We start from the raw sequence: 13,913 nt of genomic DNA, 5'->3' as shown, positions 1-13,913 counted from the left end.
AGACAACATCGTTCTGCGGGTATAACTTGAACTCTATGAATTTTGAGTATTTTTGTCTGACCGATCCGGGTCTGGTTCGTGACAACAACGAAGACTCGGTGTCGATCGATGCCGAGAGCCAGATTGCGGTGCTGGCCGACGGCATGGGAGGCTACAACGCTGGCGAAGTCGCCAGCGCCATGGCCACCGCCTTCATCAAGACCGAGCTGGGACGCTGGATGGCCGAGGGCGGCAACGAGGCCAGCGTGCGCGAGTTGCGCCGCGCCATGGAAATCTGCATCGACAACGCCAACCGCTCTATCTTCAACGCGGCCAACTCCAATCCTCAATACGCCGGCATGGGAACCACCCTGGTCATGGGCGTGTTCCTGGGCACGCGCGCCATGATCGGCCACGTGGGTGATTCGCGCTGCTACCGCCTTCGCGAAGGCAGCTTCACTCAAATCACGCGCGACCACTCCCTGCTGCAAGAGCAGATTGATGCCGGACTGATCTCGCTCGAACAGGCGCAGTACGCGACCCACAAGAACCTCGTGACACGCGCACTGGGTGTGGAAGACACGGTGTTGCTCGAAGTCAACGAATACCGGGTGGAGGATGAAGATCTCTACCTCTTTTGTTCGGACGGACTCAGCGACATGATGAGCGACGAGCGCATCGCCGCGATACTGATCACCGCAGGTACGCTGGAAGAAAAGGCCCAGGCCCTGGTCGATGCCGCCAACGACTGCGGGGGGCGGGACAACATATCGGTGATACTGGCGTATGCTCGATCCAAGCCGGTGCGCAAGGGAATACTCTCGCGCATGCTGGGCAAGTAATTCAGATTTCGACCAACAAATCTACAGGTTCCAGAGGAGTCGGCCATGCCGAAAATGATCGTTTCTATCGACGGTGTCGTCATCAAGGAAGTGCAGCTCACGAAAGACCGCACCACTCTGGGCCGCCGTCCCTACAACGACATCGTCATCGACAACCTGGCCGTCAGCGGTGAGCACGCCGTGATGCAGATGTCCGGCATGGACGTTTTCCTCGAAGACCTCAACAGCACCAACGGCACCTACGTCAACGGCAAGGCCATCAAGAAGCAGCAGCTTCAAAGCGGGGACACGGTCGAGATCGGCAAGTACAAGATCAAGTTCGTGCACGAAGGTGCGAACGAGAGCCACGAGAAGACCATGGTGATCAGTGCCGGCTCCGTCGTTGCCCCGGAGCCCACTGTGGCCATGGTCGCGGCCAATGCAGCCATCAAGGTCATGTCGGGCACGGCGGCTGGTCGCGAGGTGCCTCTGGTGAAGGTGGTGACCACCATCGGGAAACCCGGCGTGGCCGTGGCCGCCATCACCCGCCGCCCCCATGGTTTTGTCGTTGCGATGGTCGAAGGCGTGCAAAAGCCCACGATCAATGGCAGCCCCATCGGCACCGACGCGGTGAACTTGCGCCACGGTGATCTGATCGAGCTGGCTGGCACCAAGATGCAGTTCGTCCAGCAGTAATCACCACCGCTCGCCTCGGTGATCAACGTCCGAGGCGCCGTGACCGTCACGGTCACAGGCAGGGCGCTCTCATCCTCATGCTGCAGGCCCTGAAACAGCGCGGTCTGCGCTATCTGATCACGCTGTTGCCCCTGGGGCTGGCCTTGCTGCACGCATTGGGCTTCATCCCCACCCGTGCGGTACACCAGTTGGACAACATGGTGTACGACGCCCGTTTGCGTGCCACCATGCCCGGCACACTCGATCCGCGGGTTGTTATCGTGGACATCGACCGTCCTAGCCTGGCTGCCTTGGGACCCTGGCCGTGGCCACGTGATCAATTGGCGCGTTTGGTGAACACCTTGTTTGAGCAACAAGGTGCTGCGGTGCTGGGATTTGATGTCGTGTTTCCCCAGCCCGACCCCCAAGCCGGAGGCGACACGCAATTGGCCAATGCGCTCAGGGACCGTCCGGTGGTGCTCGGTTATTTCTTCAGCAACGAACCCACCGCTCGCACCACTGGTGTGTTGCCCGCCCCTGTGCTGGGTACAAACGTGCTGCAGGGTCGCCCGGTGCGTATCACCCGCTGGGACTCGGTCGAATCGAACATTTCCGAACTCGCCCAGGCAGTGCCCCGGGCGGGGGCCTTCAATGCGTTGCCCGACAAGGACGGCATGGTTCGGTCTCTGCCGCTGCTCGCCGAATACCAAGGTCGTGCGTATGAGTCGCTCGCGCTGGCGGTTGTTCGTCGTGCGCTGGGCTCCCCGCCCGTGGAGCCTGGCTTTGCCTCGGGGCTCATGTTGACGCGTCGCTTCAGTGGCCTGGAGAGCCTTCGCCTCCAACACGACGGACATACCCTCGTCATTCCGGTTGACGAGCGCGTTGCGGCCTTGGTGCCTTATCGGGGGCGCGGTGGGCCTGAGGGTGGATCGTTCCGCTATGTCCCGGCCATCGAGGTCTTGTCCGGGCGCCTGCCAGCAGGGCAGCTCCAGGGCAGGATCGTGCTGCTGGGCACGACTGCGCCAGAGCTCAAGGACTTGCGCCTCACACCCGTTGGGGCCCATTACCCCGGTGTCGAAACCCATGCCAATCTGATCACGGGCATCCTGGATGGAAACCTGCCAGTCAAACCAGACTACGCACTGGGCTACGAGCTGGTGGTTCTGTGCGCGTCAGGGCTGTTGCTTGCATTCGCTTTGCCTCGCATGCGGTTGTGGTCGGGCGGGCTGCTTGGCGCGGCTGTGTTGGTGGGGGTGATCGGACTCAACAGCTGGCTGTACCTGCGTCAAGGCTTGGTGTTGCCGCTGGCTGGCACCGCGTTGATGGTGGTGCTCACGACCGCGTTCGGCCTGGCAAGTGCCCGCTTCTTCGGCCGACCCTTTGAAAGTCCTTCAGACTGGCCCGCGGGGCTGAGTCTGGCCACCTTGCGGGCCACCTACGGTGTGGACCAGATCGCAACCGAGCAAGACCGGCAACGCCAACCCGATGTGGTGTGGCAAGAGATCGATCGCCTGCGCCTCGCGACGGGCGGCGCACCCATTGTTGTTTACACCCCGCTCGGCCCGAACAGTGAGCTGCCTGCCGGTCTGCGGGATGAACTGCGCTTGTGGCAACAGGCCTTGCGGGCCTGGCGCGCGCAAGACTGGGACGCGTGTGATGTTCACCTGCTCAATCTCCAGCGCCAAAATGCCAAAAAAGTCCTTTACCGCCTGTACGCGGAGAGGGTAGCCTCCCGCAGGCAGTTGCCGCTGAATCCCGCCTGGGACGGCGCGACGTCCATCGAATCGATTCATGCCTTGCAACCCAGGACCGGCCCGGCCGGCGACACCATGCCAAACAGCCAATGAGGGTACGCGTGCTGGGGTGCTCCGGAGCCATCGCCCATGGTTGCCGCACCACCTCGTTTCTGCTCGACCACGATGTCCTGATCGACGCCGGCACCGGCGTGGGTGACCTCACCCTGGACGAGATGGCGCAGATCGACCATGTGCTGCTCACGCACTCGCACCTGGACCATGTCGCGTCGCTGCCGCTGATGCTCGATGCCGTGGCCGCCCGCCGGCTCTCGGCAGGCGCCCAGCCTTTGCAGGTGCACGCCTTGCCCGGCACCATCGCAGCCCTCAAAGCCCACATCTTCAACAACCTGATCTGGCCCGACTTCTCGGCCATCCCCAGTGCCGAACGCCCGCTCATGCGCTTTGTGCCCATTGCCGTCGGAGAGGTGTTGCAGGTGTGTGGCAAGGCGGTCGAAGTGCTGCCAGCGGTGCACACCGTGCCCGCTGTCGGCTTTGCCGCCGCGTCGCCCTCAGGCCATTGGGTGTTCAGCGGCGACACCGGCCGCAACCCCGCCTTCTGGCAACGCATCAATCAATTGCCCGTGGCGATGCTGGTGATCGAGACAGCCTTCAGCGATCGCGAAGAGGCCCTAGCCCAGCGCAGCCTGCACTTGGCGCCCGGCTTGCTGGCCGAAGAGCTGGAGCAAATCGACAGCAGCCAGCGCTACCCCGTCTACATCACCCACACCAAGCCCGCCGAAACCGGCCTGATCATGGACGAGATCCGCCGGTTCGACGATGCGCCGCAGAGTGTGGATGGCACCCGGCACGACATCCGCTGGCTCAGTGCGGGGCAGACGTTCGAACTCTGACGGAGGGTGACAAAAACGGTTCTTGGCAACCGGAGTGACAAAAAATGTCGGCTTTTAGCTGGCAGAGATGTCACAAACCGTCACTGGGAGACTGCAAAGCGTGAAAAAGGGCGCGAAATCCAGCCAGTTCCAGTTGGCACGCAATCTGCTGATAGTCATGCGTACCAAACCCAACCCCAAGGAGTTTTTTCTATGAAGCGTTCCATGCAAAAAGGTTTCACCTTGATCGAATTGATGATCGTGGTGGCCATCATCGGTATTCTGGCTGCTGTTGCTCTGCCGGCTTATCAGGACTACACCAAGCGCGCCAAGATGTCGGAAGTGATTCTGGCAGCTTCCGCTTGCCGCACGAGCATCACGGAATCTGTGCAGACTTCTGCCAGCGCTGCCTCTTTCCCTACCGCTGGAAACTGGGGTTGTGAGTCGTCTATTGCTACTTCCACTTATGTTTCCCAGATTGCAACTAATGATGATGGTGCAATCCAGGTGACTTCGCAGAACATCGGTCCCGGCGCTAACGGTACGGTACGTCTCGTCCCGACAATCGTCAACCAGGGCGTGCAAGCATGGCTGTGCGGTCCTGGTGCATCTCCTGGCGGTGTGGACGCAAAGTTTTTGCCTGGTTCATGCCGCAGCGTGGATGCGCTTGTAACCAACGCTACTGGCTTCATTGCAACTTCTTCGCAATAAGCGATGAGAGATAGTCTAGGTTGTTCGGCTTTGAGCCAACCCTACCGACATCAGAAAGGCGCCCCGTTGGGGCGTTTTTCTTTGGTGGGTACAGCTCCGACGATAGTAGTCTCGCTTTTCTTTCTTGGGTGGATGACGACCAACCATTTCACCCCGTGGGTAAGCTGGCATGCCGAGTTGCCTTTTTTCTTTGCAATGTTGTTCGCTGCTTGGGTGGCCGTTGTGCGGTTGGTAAGACATGGTCGCACCGCAAGAGTGATGGTTCCTGCGCCCGCTTTGCCACTCCTGTTCCTTTTGGGAGTGACCCTGCTTCAGCTCTTATCAGGAAAGTTAATATTTTTGGGTGAGGCACTTACTACTTCTATTTACCTGATTCTGAGCATTATCTGCTTGGCAATAGGATTTGGATTGACCACAAGCGACTGTGGGGATGTGGTCGAACAGAGAGAGCGGCTTTCACCTATCGCAGCATTATCACTTGCTCTGCTTGCTGGCGGTATTGCCTCAACCATAGTGGCTTTGGTGCAAGTTCTTGAGGTGTGGGAAACATCATCTTGGATACTACGTATGCCCAATGTGCGCCGCCCGGGAGGTAATCTGGGGCAGCCTAATCACTTGGCTACATTGCTTCTGATGGCAATCGCCAGTCTCGTGTACCTTCACTCCTCAAGGCGCTTGGGGAATGGTGTGATGAGTCTTGTTCTGGCTCTGCTGTGTATTGGTCTGGCAATCACAGAGTCTCGAACAGGTGCTCTGGGCCTCTTGGCTCTGCTGGTTTGGTGGTGGTGGAAACAGCCGTTTATTACACCTCAGGTATCCCGATTTTGGGCGATTGGCATTGCCGCGATGTATTTGGCGATGTTTAAAGGTTGGCCCACACTGTTAACTACCATTCAAGTTCTGCCGAGCGGTACCCTCCGGGCTCGATTAGACGCCAGTGGGGGTGAGGCACGAATGGACGTGTGGCCTCAATTGGTTGATGCGATTATGCAGAAACCATGGATGGGTTGGGGTGTTCGGCAAACTGCTGAGGCGCACAATTCTGTGGCGCATACATATAATTTTAGTCTACCCTTTAGCTACAGTCACAATCTTGTCATCGACTTGGGTCTCTGGATTGGATTGCCCGTAACAGGGGTGCTATTCGTGATGACATTCATTTGGCTCTGGCGACGCGTGCGGGTTACAAAGACTCTAACGCCATGGTATGGAATGGCAATTGCCCTGCCATTGGGTGTGCATTCAATGTTTGAGTTTCCATTCGCATACGCATATTTCCTAGTACCTGCTATGTTGGGTCTGGGCGCAATGGAAGGAGCTCTTCAAAGGCCGCCAACAGTGTCCTTACGAACTTTGCCCGCTGTTGGCGTACTGCTCGTAACGTCGATGTTGACTTTATGGTCCGTAGTTGAGTATATTCAGCTTGAAGAAGATTTTCGCGTCGCACGGTTTGAATTGCTGCGCATTGGCGAAACAAATGTGGACGTTGAGCAACCGAGGAACATGATGCTCACTCAACTTGAGGCGCTCACTGATGCCACACGCGTTGTGATTAAACCAGGCTTATCCGCAGAACAACAGGATTTGCTCAAACGGGTCGCGCTCCACTATCCTTGGTCCAGCACTCAATATCGTTACGCTATGTCGCTGGCACTCAACGATCATCCCGCCGAAGCAGCACGACAATTACAAGTGATTCGTGCACAACACGGCGATAGAATCTATCGCAAATTGCGTTTACAAATTGAAGACCGGCTGATTGAGGTGAATGCCTCAGGTGCTAATTTGAGTCTTCCCTGACAATTCTCCGTTTCATTCTCTGCTCTGTGCAGATTTGTTCAAATTACACTGCTTGGGAGATCTGATTGCTCGGACAGAATAGTTGGAGGCGACGTTTCCGTTGTGCTGGGACCCACTTGCTGCTAAGTGGGGCGGTCGTGGGTGTGATTGCCCTTTGGATGTTCTTTGTCTGGTACCCTGAGCCATTCCGATCACTGTCAGGTGGTTTGCATCTGTTTGCGATCTTGGTGATGGTGGATTTGATGCTTGGGCCTTTTGCCACGTTGGTCGTTTCCAGTCCCGGCAAGTCGGCCCGGGAATGGAGAGTGGACATGGCCTTGATCGTGCTGATGCAGCTGGCGGCCCTGGGTTATGGCTGCTGGACCGTTTACCAAGCACGCCCCGTCTACATGGCTTTTGAGATCGACCGCTTCCGCACCGTTCATGCCATCGATGTTCCTGCGGAGCTGTTGTCTTTGGCTCCGGCGGAGTTTCAGTCACTTCCTGTCTTGGGCCCGGCTTTGATTGCTGTGCGTCCATTCAAAGACGAAAAAGAACGTATTGATGCCACATTGGCGGCCATGCAAGGCGTTCACTTGGGAGCTCGCCCAGATTTGTGGACTCCATATGAAACCGAAATCTCAAAAATCCTCGCAGATGCCAAATCTATCGATGAATTGCTGACGAGGAAGCCTATTCAGGCGGCATTGATCCAGTCTGCGATTCTTAGCTCAGGCGTATCTCCAAATGAGGTCGCGTATCTGCCTGTCGCAGGGCGTGAAGTTTTTTGGACAGTCCTGATCCAAAAAACCAGTGGCAAGCCTTTGGTTTACCTGCCCATAGACCCTTACTGACTAGCCTTAAGTGCTTTCGAGGAGGCAGTAGGCATGTATGTATGTGGTTTTGAGGGCTATCAGTGGTTGGATCAGGCGGACACAAACCGCCCACTCTTCCCCCCACTCTTCTCCATCAACCGCACCCCTCCAATCACCATCCCCCGATCCACCGCCTTGCACATGTCGTAAATGGTGAGCAGTGCCACCGACACCGCTGACAGGGCTTCCATTTCCACGCCGGTCTGGCCGGTGCATTCGGCGGTGGCGCGGCACAGCACGCTGTGGGTTTCGGTTTCGACCTCGAATTCGACTGCCACACGGGTCAGGGCGATCGGGTGGCACAAGGGGATGAGGTCGCTGGTTTTCTTGGCGGCTTGAATGCCTGCGATGCGGGCGATACCGAGCACATCGCCTTTTTTTGCGTTGCCGGCCTGAATCAGGGCCAGCGTCTCGGGCAGCATGGTGATGCGGCCTTCGGTCACCGCCACGCGGCGGGTGTTGGCTTTGTCGCCCACGTCGACCATGTGGGCCTGGCCCTGGGCGTCAAAGTGGGTGAGTGAGCCGGAAGTGGGCTGGTTTGTAACTGACATGGTGTGTGTTTTGCACGGGCTTGACTGAACCGGAGCGGCTTGGCGGCATCATACGGCGATGCGTTTCACTCTCTCTGCTTCGCGGCCGGCGACTCTGGTTTCTGCGCGCCGGCTTGGGCCTTGGGCCGTTGGCGTGCTCATCCTGGGATCGGCCACATTGCTGCCGACGACCTTGTCCAGTGCACAGGTCATTTCTGAGCCGCCCAATGCCTCCGCGTTGCCGGGCTTGGGTGGTGCCGAGGGCATGTCGATTTCTGCGGAGCGTCGGCTGGGAGATCGCATTGCGCGGTCGATCTACCAGGATCCGGATTATTTGGACGATCCCTTGCTGGTGGACTATTTGCAGGCGCTGTGGCAGCCGCTTTTGGGCTCGGCGCGCGCGCGCGGCGACGTACCGCCAGAGCTGGCCGAGCGCATGGCCTGGGAGCTGATGATTTCCCGGGAACGCACAGTCAATGCGTTTGCCTTGCCGGGCGGTTATCTGGGTGTGAATCTGGGTCTGCTGGCGGTCACGGAGCGGCCGGAAGAGGTGGCTTCCGTGTTGGCGCACGAGCTCAGCCACGTGTCGCAGCGGCACATCGCGCGCCTGATGTCGCGAGAGGAGCGCATGGCGCCCTGGATGATGGGCGCGATGATCCTGGGCGCATTGGCGGCCGGGTCCAACGCGCAGGTGGCGAGTGCTGCCATCGCAGGCAGCACCGCGGTGGCGGCGCAGTCGCAGCTGAACTTTTCGCGTGACATGGAGCGTGAGGCCGACCGGGTGGGTTTCGGGGTCCTCTCGGGTGCCGGCTTCGACGGTCAGGGTTTTGTGACCATGTTCGACAAGTTGCAGCAGGCCGCGCGCCTGAACGACGACGGCTCCTTTCCTTATCTGCGCAGCCACCCGCTGAGTGGCGAGCGCATCGCCGACATGCGGGCACGCCTGCCGCAAGGGCCTGTCGCGACAGCGCCGGCCGTCAGCCCTGCGACCACCTTGAATCCCCCGGGTGTCGGGACTGGTCTCAAACTGGATCTGCCTGGACTCAAGCCCGGCGGTACCAGTCAGCTGTCGGTGGCCAGCCGACCCGGACCGAGCGTGGCGGTACATGCCTTGATGTCGTCACGGGCACGGGTGCTGGCCGAAAACGGACCTGATCGCATGCGCGGTTGGCTGCAAATTGGGCAGGGTTCCAATGCAACGTCCGGCGAGCGCTACGCCGCCGCCTTGGCAGCCTTGCGTCTGGGTCAGCGAGACCGTGCTCTGGAGCTGGCGCAAAAGCTGCGCGATACAGTGGCAGCCGACGCCCGCTTTGCGGCCGACGCCTTGATGCTGGAGTTGTTGCTGTCGCCCGCCGCCTCGCCCGCCACACCGGCGCAGGCCACCTTGCTTGCCGAGTTGCGAGACCGGTCTCTGGGCAGCGCCTCGCGCGCCGGTGTCATGCTGGGCGCGCAGGCCGCGATTGCCTCGGGCGAACCGCAGCGGGCGGTGAGTCGCTTGCAAAGCTGGGTGGTACTGCAGCCGCGCGACGCGCTGGCCTGGCAGACTTTGGCGCGGGCCTACCAGGTCCAGGGACAGTCGTTGCGTGCGGTGCGTGCCGAGGCGGAAGCCCGTGCAGCCCAGCTCGACTACGCAGGCGCCGCCGACCGTTTTCGCGCGGCGCAATCTCTGCCGGTGGCCCAGCGCAATGCCGATTCAATGGAACTGGCGATCGTGGACAGCCGCAGGCGCGAGGTGGAAGCCCTGCTGCGCGAAACCGTGCGCGAGGAAGAAGCCAGCAAGCGCTGAGAGCAGCGTAGGGGTTAAAACACCGATTTGACAGCCGCGTCCACCACGAGCATGAGCGCCGAGTAGATCAGCGAACCCAGCATGGCGGCCCAGAAGCCGTTGACGCCAAAGCCGCTCATGAGGCTGGCTGCTGCCCAGAACAGCAGGGCATTGATCACGAACAGGAACAGGCCCAGGGTGATCACGGTCACGGGCAGCGTGAGGATCACGAGCAGCGGGCGCAACACCACGTTGAACAGGCCGATCACCGCCGCGGCAATGAGCGCGGCGGTGAAGCTCTGGATCTGCACGCCGGGGTACAGATAAGCCACCAGGAGCAGGGCGCAGGCTGCGAGCAGCCACTTGGCAATGAGTTTCATACGCTCAGCATAGCAGCGCCAATGACGGCGCTGCGAGGCTCAATGAGCCTCTGCGGACTGGGTCTGACGGGATGCCACAAACTTCCCGATGGCCAGCACCAGCAGTGCACCGCCGACCGAAGCACCGTACTTCACCATGTCGTTCTGCGGAAGCTTGAGCATCCACTGCCACTTGTCCGGGTTGGCCAGCACAGGGTCGGAGACCAGCATGCCGCCGGCGATCCAGCCCAGCAGCATGCCGCCAGCCGTGATGATCAATGGGAAGCGTGCCATGAGCTTGATGACCAGCTGGCTGCCCCAGACGATGATCGGGATGGAGATCAGCAGGCCCAGCACCACCAGCAGCAGCGAATGCTCGCCAGCGTTCTGGGCAGCACCGGCAATGGCGATCACGTTGTCCACGCTCATCACCAGGTCGGCCACGATGATGGTCTTGATGGCGGCCAGCAGCTTGTCGCTGGTGGCCACGTCACCATGGCCATCCTCGTCGGGGGCAATCAGCTTGATGCCGATCCACACCAGCAGCAGCGCGCCAATGAACTTGAGCCATGGCAGGGCCAGCAGTGTCATCGCGAAGAAGATCAGGATGACCCGCAGGATGATGGCGCCGGCGGTGCCCCAGATGATGCCCTTGGTGCGCTGAGCGGGCGGCAGCTTGCGGCAGGCGAGCGCGATCACGACCGCGTTGTCGCCGCCCAGCAGGATGTCGATCATGATGATCTGCCCGAGGGCGATCCAGAACGCAGGCGAAGTCAGGAAATCCATAAATTCCTCGTTGTCGTTTGTTCAAAAAAGCAAGGCGTGAAACATCTCGTGGGTGATCGGCACCTGTGTTTCTCGCCTGCGGGCGCTGCTGCGCTTGCGAAGGGGGAGGACAGTGCCTTGATCGACCCGCAGGGAGCCCATCAAAGGTCTTGCTCGACCGGGTGACTGGTCACCAGGCCCGGGTTGCCGGAAGCTGGGGGCTTCGTACTGACGACAAACCGAATGTCCAGCGGGTCGGGGCATGGGCCCTTGGACGCTGAAGCGGAGAGCTACTCCCCTTCGAAGGCCGCGATTGTACCGGCCTGTGCCTGATGGCCGCGATACGCACTTACCACAGCGCAGGATGTGCGATCAACCTGTGCTGCGCAGCCGATCTGGCTATGATCGGCCTCCCCCCAGAGACCCACCCATGGCCGGCATCCACATCACCGACATCGAAGCCGCGATCAATCACTGGCGTGAGCGCTCACCCTCGCCTGACGGCGTTGCTTTGCCGAAGCCCACGCGAGCGCTGGCGGAGGTCTATGCCTTGATGGTGTTCTTCCACGAATCCGAAGCCGACGAAGCGACCTTGCCAGCCGCAGCGCGTGAGGCCTGGATGGCTTGGTACGACACCACGCCGGACACCCCCTGCATCGCCATCTGCTCCACCAGCCAGGGTGACGAGGTGTGCAAGGGCTGTGGCCGCACCTTCGACGAGGTGCAGCGCTGGACGGAGATGTCGCCCGGCGAGAAGCGCGTCAGCTGGCGGCGCATCACCATCGAGGATGACGCCTGGCGCTTCAACCGTTATGCGGAGCGGGCCCGCTGACGAATCGCGTTCAGGCGCGTCGGGCGAGCTCCGCAGCCTTGCCGGTGTAGCTGCCCGGCGTCATCGCCAGCAGCCGTTCTTTTTCTGACTCGGGAATCTCCAGGCTGCGGATCAAGCCGTGCAGGGCCTCGGCTGTCACCGCCTTGCCGCGTGTGACTTCCTTGAGCTTTTCGTAGGCGCCTGACACACCGTAGCGGCGCATCACGGTCTGAATGGGCTCGGCCAGCACTTCCCAGGCATGGTCGAGGTCGTCGGCCAGCGCTTCTTCGTTGATCTCCAGTTTCCCCAGGCCCACGCCCATCGAGTGGTAGGCCAGCACGGCGTAACCCAAGGCCACGCCCATGTTGCGCAGCACGGTGGAGTCGGTCAGGTCGCGCTGCCAGCGGCTGATGGGCAGCTTCTCGCTGAGGTGGCGCAAGAGCGCATTGGCCAGACCCAGGTTGCCTTCGGCGTTCTCGAAGTCGATCGGGTTGACCTTGTGCGGCATGGTCGACGAGCCGATCTCGCCGGCTTTGAGGCGCTGCTTGAAATAGCCCAGGCTTACGTAGCCCCAGATGTCGCGCGAGAGGTCGATCAGGATGGTGTTGGTGCGGGCGATCGCGTCAAACAGCTCGGCCATGTAGTCGTGTGGCTCGATCTGGATGCTGTAGGGCTGGAAGGTCAGGCCCAGGCCGAGTGGCTCGGGCTGCTCGATCACGTTGCGGCTGAAGGCTTCCCAGTCGAACTCGGGCCAGGCGCTCAGGTGTGCGTTGTAGTTGCCCACCGCACCGTTCATCTTGCCCAGCAACTTGACGCTGGCGATCTTCTCGCGCGCGGCGGCCAGACGCACCACCACGTTGGCGATTTCCTTGCCCACCGTGGTGGGGCTGGCGGTCTGGCCGTGGGTGCGGCTGAGCATGGGCACGGCGGCGAAGGCGTGGGCCATTTCGCGCAGCTTGGTGATCACCGCATCCAGCGAAGGCAGTAGCACGGCGTCGCGTCCGCCCTTGAGTTGCAGCGCGTGGCTGGTGTTGTTGATGTCTTCGCTGGTGCAGGCGAAATGCACGAACTCGGCGGCCTTCTCCAGCTCGGGCCGAGCCTCGAACTTGGACTTGATCCAGTACTCCACCGCCTTAACGTCGTGGTTGGTGACCTTCTCGATGTCCTTGATGGCCTGGCCGTCGGCCTCGCTGAAGTTTTTCACCAGGCCCATGAGGTAGGTGCGCGCGCCGGGCGACAGCGGCTTGAATTCGGCCAGTCCGGCGTCGGACAGCGCGATGAACCAGGCAATTTCCACCTGCACGCGGCGGTGCATGTAGCCCAGTTCGCTCATGAACGGACGCAACTGGCCCAGGCGGCCGGCGTAGCGGCCGTCCAGCGGCGACAGGGCGGAAATGGGGGACAGGGCCGCCGAGGAGGAGGCTGCGGAGGGGGTGGAGGCGGAGGGAGAGGGGGTGGTCGGGCGCATCCGGCGATTGTAGGAGGCGAGGGCTTGCGATGGACCCTGTCAGGCGGAGCAAGGGCGGGGCTGGCTAAAATCATCTTTCCACGGGCAACCGTCTTCACCATCCAGTCCTCCATGAAACTCATCGGCGCCATCACCAGCCCTTACGTGCGCAAAGTGCGCGTCGTCATGGCCGAGAAAAAGCTGGACTACCACTTCATTCAGGAAGACGTGTGGTCGGCAGACACGCAGATCACCACCTCCAACCCATTGGGCAAGGTGCCCTGCCTGGTCATGGAGGGGGGTGAGGCGGTGTTCGACTCGCGTGTGATCGTCGAATACCTCGACACGCTTTCCCCCGTGGGCAAACTGATTCCGTCGCAGGGCCGCGAACGTGCCGAGGTGAAAACCTGGGAGGCGTTGGCCGACGGTTTGATCGATGCCGCCATCCTCGCTCGCCTGGAATCCACCTGGGCCGGACGCACCGACCAGCAGCGTTGCACCGCCTGGATTGACCGCCAGCTCGGCAAGATCGAAGCCAGCTTGAAAAGCATGAGCCAGGGCCTGGGCGAGAAGCCGTTCTGCTCGGGCATCCACTTCAGCCTGTCCGACGTGGCCGTGGGCTGCGCGCTGGGCTACCTGGACTTCCGCTTCCCCGTGATCGACTGGCGCACGCCGTACCCGAACCTGGCGCGTCTGGGCGAGAAGCTCAATCAGCGCCCGAGCTTCATCGATACGAAACCGGACTGATCACGCTGGTCCGTTCGGGCCTA

Annotated in this window: 14 protein-coding genes; 10 read left to right on the top strand and 4 right to left on the bottom strand. The window is 60.9% G+C overall.

Annotation, left to right across the window (positions count from 1 at the left end):
* Window positions 1–35 precede the first annotated feature (35 nt).
* The 7 genes from F9Z44_RS20270 (at window position 36) to tfpZ (ending at window position 7,445) form a co-directional block, all read left to right on the top strand.
* Window positions 36–821, top strand: coding sequence for a Stp1/IreP family PP2C-type Ser/Thr phosphatase (locus tag F9Z44_RS20270; RefSeq protein ID WP_159608478.1), 786 nt, complete (start codon window positions 36–38; stop codon window positions 819–821).
* 45 nt (window positions 822–866) lie between these two features.
* On the top strand, window positions 867–1,496 hold the full coding sequence (locus F9Z44_RS20265; protein ID WP_159608477.1) for an FHA domain-containing protein: 630 nt from the start codon (window positions 867–869) through the stop codon (window positions 1,494–1,496).
* A 155-nt stretch (window positions 1,497–1,651) separates the two neighbouring features.
* The gene (locus F9Z44_RS20260; RefSeq protein WP_238407287.1) at window positions 1,652–3,322 is read left to right on the top strand and encodes a CHASE2 domain-containing protein; all 1,671 of its coding nucleotides are present in this window, start codon (window positions 1,652–1,654) and stop codon (window positions 3,320–3,322) included.
* The gene (locus F9Z44_RS20255) at window positions 3,319–4,122 is read left to right on the top strand and encodes an MBL fold metallo-hydrolase (RefSeq protein ID WP_159608475.1); all 804 of its coding nucleotides are present in this window, start codon (window positions 3,319–3,321) and stop codon (window positions 4,120–4,122) included. The genes F9Z44_RS20260 and F9Z44_RS20255 overlap by 4 nt, the downstream gene beginning before the upstream one ends.
* A gap of 192 nt (window positions 4,123–4,314) precedes the next feature.
* A complete protein-coding gene (locus F9Z44_RS20250; RefSeq protein ID WP_159608474.1) occupies window positions 4,315–4,812 on the top strand; it encodes a pilin in 498 nt (165 codons plus the stop codon).
* Window positions 4,813–4,944: 132 nt separating this feature from the next.
* The gene (locus F9Z44_RS20245) at window positions 4,945–6,612 is read left to right on the top strand and encodes a PglL family O-oligosaccharyltransferase (protein ID WP_159608473.1); all 1,668 of its coding nucleotides are present in this window, start codon (window positions 4,945–4,947) and stop codon (window positions 6,610–6,612) included.
* A 137-nt stretch (window positions 6,613–6,749) separates the two neighbouring features.
* Entirely contained in the window at window positions 6,750–7,445 is a 696-nt protein-coding gene (gene tfpZ / locus F9Z44_RS20240; RefSeq protein WP_442907228.1) for a TfpX/TfpZ family type IV pilin accessory protein, read from the top strand.
* A 71-nt stretch (window positions 7,446–7,516) separates the two neighbouring features.
* On the opposite strand, the gene moaC is transcribed toward tfpZ, so the two are convergent.
* Complete coding sequence (moaC, locus tag F9Z44_RS20235) at window positions 7,517–8,017, bottom strand: cyclic pyranopterin monophosphate synthase MoaC (protein WP_159608471.1); 501 nt, start codon at window positions 8,015–8,017, stop codon at window positions 7,517–7,519.
* 244 nt (window positions 8,018–8,261) lie between these two features.
* Between moaC and F9Z44_RS20230 the strand changes: the two genes are divergently transcribed.
* Window positions 8,262–9,782, top strand: a complete 1,521-nt coding sequence (locus F9Z44_RS20230; RefSeq protein WP_236574205.1) for a M48 family metalloprotease — start codon at window positions 8,262–8,264, stop codon at window positions 9,780–9,782.
* A 14-nt stretch (window positions 9,783–9,796) separates the two neighbouring features.
* On the opposite strand, the gene F9Z44_RS20225 is transcribed toward F9Z44_RS20230, so the two are convergent.
* Together F9Z44_RS20225 and F9Z44_RS20220 are read right to left on the bottom strand one after the other, a co-directional pair.
* On the bottom strand, window positions 9,797–10,141 hold the full coding sequence (locus tag F9Z44_RS20225; protein ID WP_159608469.1) for a phage holin family protein: 345 nt from the start codon (window positions 10,139–10,141) through the stop codon (window positions 9,797–9,799).
* Window positions 10,142–10,180: 39 nt separating this feature from the next.
* Window positions 10,181–10,906, bottom strand: a complete 726-nt coding sequence (locus F9Z44_RS20220; RefSeq protein WP_159608468.1) for a TerC family protein — start codon at window positions 10,904–10,906, stop codon at window positions 10,181–10,183.
* A 409-nt stretch (window positions 10,907–11,315) separates the two neighbouring features.
* On the opposite strand from F9Z44_RS20220, the gene F9Z44_RS20215 reads away from it, so the two are divergent.
* Window positions 11,316–11,717, top strand: coding sequence for a DUF3717 domain-containing protein (locus F9Z44_RS20215; RefSeq protein ID WP_159608467.1), 402 nt, complete (start codon window positions 11,316–11,318; stop codon window positions 11,715–11,717).
* 10 nt (window positions 11,718–11,727) lie between these two features.
* On the opposite strand, the gene purB is transcribed toward F9Z44_RS20215, so the two are convergent.
* Window positions 11,728–13,164, bottom strand: coding sequence for an adenylosuccinate lyase (gene purB, locus F9Z44_RS20210; RefSeq protein WP_159608466.1), 1,437 nt, complete (start codon window positions 13,162–13,164; stop codon window positions 11,728–11,730).
* A 111-nt stretch (window positions 13,165–13,275) separates the two neighbouring features.
* On the opposite strand from purB, the gene F9Z44_RS20205 reads away from it, so the two are divergent.
* Complete coding sequence (locus tag F9Z44_RS20205) at window positions 13,276–13,890, top strand: glutathione S-transferase N-terminal domain-containing protein (RefSeq protein WP_159608465.1); 615 nt, start codon at window positions 13,276–13,278, stop codon at window positions 13,888–13,890.
* Window positions 13,891–13,913 lie beyond the last annotated feature (23 nt).

Origin of the sequence: Hydrogenophaga sp. PBL-H3, from assembly GCF_010104355.1 — a bacterium.
Classification (GTDB): Bacteria; Pseudomonadota; Gammaproteobacteria; order Burkholderiales; family Burkholderiaceae_C; genus Hydrogenophaga.
The sequence above is the reverse complement of the archived record's forward strand: the minus strand, read 5'-3'. Positions and strand labels throughout refer to the sequence as shown.

Coding starts and splice junctions, on each gene's coding strand:
- F9Z44_RS20225 (WP_159608469.1), bottom strand. CDS start 10,141: ATGAAACTCATTGCCAAGTGGCTGCTCGCAGCCTGCGCCCTGCTCCTG.
- F9Z44_RS20245 (WP_159608473.1), top strand. CDS start 4,945: ATGACGACCAACCATTTCACCCCGTGGGTAAGCTGGCATGCCGAGTTG.
- F9Z44_RS20220 (WP_159608468.1), bottom strand. CDS start 10,906: ATGGATTTCCTGACTTCGCCTGCGTTCTGGATCGCCCTCGGGCAGATC.
- F9Z44_RS20230 (WP_236574205.1), top strand. CDS start 8,262: ATGTCGATTTCTGCGGAGCGTCGGCTGGGAGATCGCATTGCGCGGTCG.
- F9Z44_RS20265 (WP_159608477.1), top strand. CDS start 867: ATGCCGAAAATGATCGTTTCTATCGACGGTGTCGTCATCAAGGAAGTG.
- F9Z44_RS20255 (WP_159608475.1), top strand. CDS start 3,319: ATGAGGGTACGCGTGCTGGGGTGCTCCGGAGCCATCGCCCATGGTTGC.
- F9Z44_RS20270 (WP_159608478.1), top strand. CDS start 36: ATGAATTTTGAGTATTTTTGTCTGACCGATCCGGGTCTGGTTCGTGAC.
- purB (WP_159608466.1), bottom strand. CDS start 13,164: ATGCGCCCGACCACCCCCTCTCCCTCCGCCTCCACCCCCTCCGCAGCC.
- moaC (WP_159608471.1), bottom strand. CDS start 8,017: ATGTCAGTTACAAACCAGCCCACTTCCGGCTCACTCACCCACTTTGAC.
- F9Z44_RS20215 (WP_159608467.1), top strand. CDS start 11,316: ATGGCCGGCATCCACATCACCGACATCGAAGCCGCGATCAATCACTGG.
- F9Z44_RS20250 (WP_159608474.1), top strand. CDS start 4,315: ATGAAGCGTTCCATGCAAAAAGGTTTCACCTTGATCGAATTGATGATC.
- F9Z44_RS20205 (WP_159608465.1), top strand. CDS start 13,276: ATGAAACTCATCGGCGCCATCACCAGCCCTTACGTGCGCAAAGTGCGC.